This is a genomic window from Thermodesulfitimonas sp. (genome assembly GCF_052743955.1).
The window spans coordinates 1-3,100 of the sequence record NZ_JBRAIN010000140.1 but is presented as its reverse complement, the minus strand read 5'-3'; the positions used below and the strand labels follow the sequence as shown (position 1 = coordinate 3,100).

General features: G+C 51.5%; 4 protein-coding genes. All 4 read right to left on the bottom strand.

The window, feature by feature from the left end:
• The coding region (locus tag ACUVTA_RS09175; protein WP_445952636.1) for an S-layer homology domain-containing protein at positions 1–832 on the bottom strand (832 nt) is incomplete at its 3' end.
• Positions 833–983: 151 nt separating this feature from the next.
• Positions 984–1,214 (bottom strand): PLDc N-terminal domain-containing protein, encoded by a 231-nt coding sequence (locus tag ACUVTA_RS09170; protein ID WP_445952635.1) that lies wholly within the window; start codon positions 1,212–1,214, stop codon positions 984–986.
• Positions 1,215–1,268: 54 nt separating this feature from the next.
• A complete protein-coding gene (locus ACUVTA_RS09165) occupies positions 1,269–2,204 on the bottom strand; it encodes a hypothetical protein (RefSeq protein ID WP_445952634.1) in 936 nt (311 codons plus the stop codon).
• 584 nt (positions 2,205–2,788) lie between these two features.
• Positions 2,789–3,100: LuxR C-terminal-related transcriptional regulator (locus tag ACUVTA_RS09160; protein ID WP_445952633.1), on the bottom strand; the 312-nt coding region annotated here is incomplete at its 5' end.

Sequence of the window (3,100 nt, the reverse complement as noted above, 5' to 3'; positions counted from 1 at the left end):
TCTCTCCGGTTTGCGGGTCGGTGAACCCTGAATAAACGTTGCCGTCAACCACGAAAAAGTCGCTGGTCAATGATACCGGCCTGCCTTCTATCACCGTATCGATCCGGCTCGTCATTGCCACGTTCCCCGGCGCCTGGAAAGTGGTCGTCATCTCTATGTGCCCCGTTTCCCCTCCGGTGCCGCTTGCGCCGGGGCGAAGTCGCATTGCAATATCCATGGCCGTTTTACCCCGGAAGGCGGTCACCTCGGCCATAGCCGCCGCGTTTTTCTCCACGATCGCTAACGCCTCCGGGTCGCTGCCAAAGAGCCGGCTCAGGAAACTGGCCGCCTCAGCAACGGTGAGCCTTTCCTCCGGCGCGGCCGCGGCCGGGGCGATTCCCTGGTTGCACATCCAGTTGTAAAGCGAACCCGCCCAGTGACCTTGGGGCAGGGGACCCGCCTCAGCGGTGCTGATGGTGGTGAAGAGGCCGAAGGTCCGCGCCACGAGCACCACCGCTTCGGTGCGCGTCACCGGCCTTTCCGGCCGCAGGGTGCCGTCGGGGTAACCGCTCATAATGTCTTTCTCTTTCAGTGTAACCATTACCCCGGCGTACCAGGCGTCAGGTGCTACATCCTTTGCCACCTCGCCTTTCACCGGGCTTTGCGGGATCGCGGCCGCTTTCACCAGCATCGCCGCAAAATCAGCCCGCGTTGCCAACTGCCCTTCCGCCGGCGGCTGCGGCAGAGCGGCTAACAGGTCGTCCGCCGCCGGGCCGGCAGCCAGCGCCGCCGGCGCTAACAAAAAGACTGCCAACACCACCGCCAGCAACACCATCGTAATCCGTCGCGCCATTTTTTACCTCCCCAATGCTTGGTTTTTTGGAGCGCTCTCTTTACGAAATTTTGGCTGCTCGACCACCCCCGCTTGCAGAAGTCGCTATGGACGCAACCCGGTACAATCCTTTTTCGGCGGCTGCCGAAAACTTTGTTCCGAACACCGGACTTTACTCTTGCCGCTCTCGTCGCGTTCTTTTTTGGAAACTTTTCCAGAACAAATAAGCCAGAGCCCCCACCCAGTGGGTTAAAGCGATTAAAACCACCCATACAACCTTTGGCTTCCCCGGGGGTTCCTCCAAGGCGCAGGTGATGAGTACCCAGACCCAGAAGGCCGTGCTGGCAAGGGCAAATAAGATAACCAGAATCTCAGATGGCCGAATGTTGTACGCTATAGCCATTTTTTCACCACGAAAGGTATTAGTGGCCAGTAATTCTAATGAAGCGTCATCAAATTAACAGGGCTTACAAGGATAACCAGTTATCGAGCACATACAAAGGTAATCCCACCTAACACAAGCGCAGTCGCAATAACTGCTCATGTAACTGTAACATCCATAACAATATTGGTTCGAACAGCAAGAAGCAGCGTTTTGCTTTGCTTTATTGCATGCATAAGACCTAGTCAAATCGTATCCAGTTCCCCGACATGGATGACTGTAATCAGGACAAAGTGCCGCTGGTTTTATCTGCGAAGATTGTCCATCTACTTCTTGATTCGGATTCCTACCCGAGAAATCTGAAGCTATCGAAGCCATCAGTTTAACGTCATCTTCATTTTTGTCGAGAATTTGGTGTGACAGGGGGTTATCTGTAACCCACGCCTTGTCAGTAATACTGAACGTAAATCGTGCAAGCCTACCTTCGGCATCCAAAAAAGCAACTGTGCCATTGATTCCGTCCCACATCAGTGACTTTATTTGTGAACCTCGATACAATTTTAATGTAGCTCTATTTGTTTGGTCAAACCATTGTATGTGTAAGGTTCCTTGTTTGGATGGATCAATATGCGAAAAATTAACAATTGTTTCATCGCCTTTTCGAGACACATCATAAGCTTTCACCCCGATACTTCGAGGATTATGGCCTACTCCGTCACGTACTGCTGGATCTAAAGCTTTAAACTGTTGTGACTTTTCACTTGCCCATGCCGCTAAACGGGTTGACTCCAATCCTAACGAGGCTAATCCGGATAACGTTAATCCGAGTGCCCATAAGCCTGCTTGTTTTAAGAACCATCTTCTTTCAATGCTTACACCAGTTATTCCTACTCCCGCTTCCCGCAGTATTCGTACTACACGGTAAGTCCCCCGCCATCCTAAAACGACCGCCATCCGAAGCCGCATGGCCAAGCCGGTATAGACCCGCACCCGCTGATCACGTACTTCCATTAGAGTAGGTTCCCATTGCCATCCAGGGCGGGCTTAGTTTAGTAGAGCCTTCATTTCTGGGTCATACAAACTGCGTACCCTTAGCTTACCACGTGCTTCTGCCTCGATGGCCCGTGCCAGTTTATTACACAATGTGCAACTGGCGTCGAAAAGTAGGTATCGTCTCATTTTTTCACTTCCTTCTGCCCGTAAAATTTACACGTACTTATGGGGAAAATTGACTTAGATAGATTCCAATAACCAAACTTCAGGAACAACCACGCCCAGCAGCAAAGTTTCCTGGTTACCTTCTTTCCGATATGCCCTCATCGTTACTGTTAGAATTGCTTGTCCTACTAGGAAAAATTCACCTCCTCCCAGTAACAATTACCTTTTCTTCTTGCTGGGACAAACTGCCATTTCCACCTCCTTGTTAGGAACGTCACTGCTCACTCAGAGGATTTACTCATAACTTAGCACCGCCAAAGCGCCCTGTATACCCCCAGAACTGGGGGTTTTATCCCCCAATTTCGGGGGTTTTAACCGGCACACCAATGGGGTAGGTTTGAAACAGAGGAACGAGTAAAAAGCAACCGGGCAACAATTCAGCGGTTAAGGAGGGCGAGGAGTCCCTTTATGCCGCATCTCACGCCGAGCTTTTGGTAGATTTGCTTGCGGTAGTCTTCGACGGTGGAAACGCTGAGGCAAAGCTTGCCCGCTATGTCTTTGCTGCTTAGCCCAGAAAGCAAAAGCCGAAGGACTTCTCGTTCGCGCAGGGTAAGTTCCCGCTCTACTTCCGGGGGTAAAGCAAGGCTGGACGCCAATCGTACACCGGTTTGTTGGAGTTTTTCCTTAAGTTCCCTAAGGTAAAACTCCTTTTCTATCAAATTAACCAGTGCTTGCAGGTGCGCTGCGGC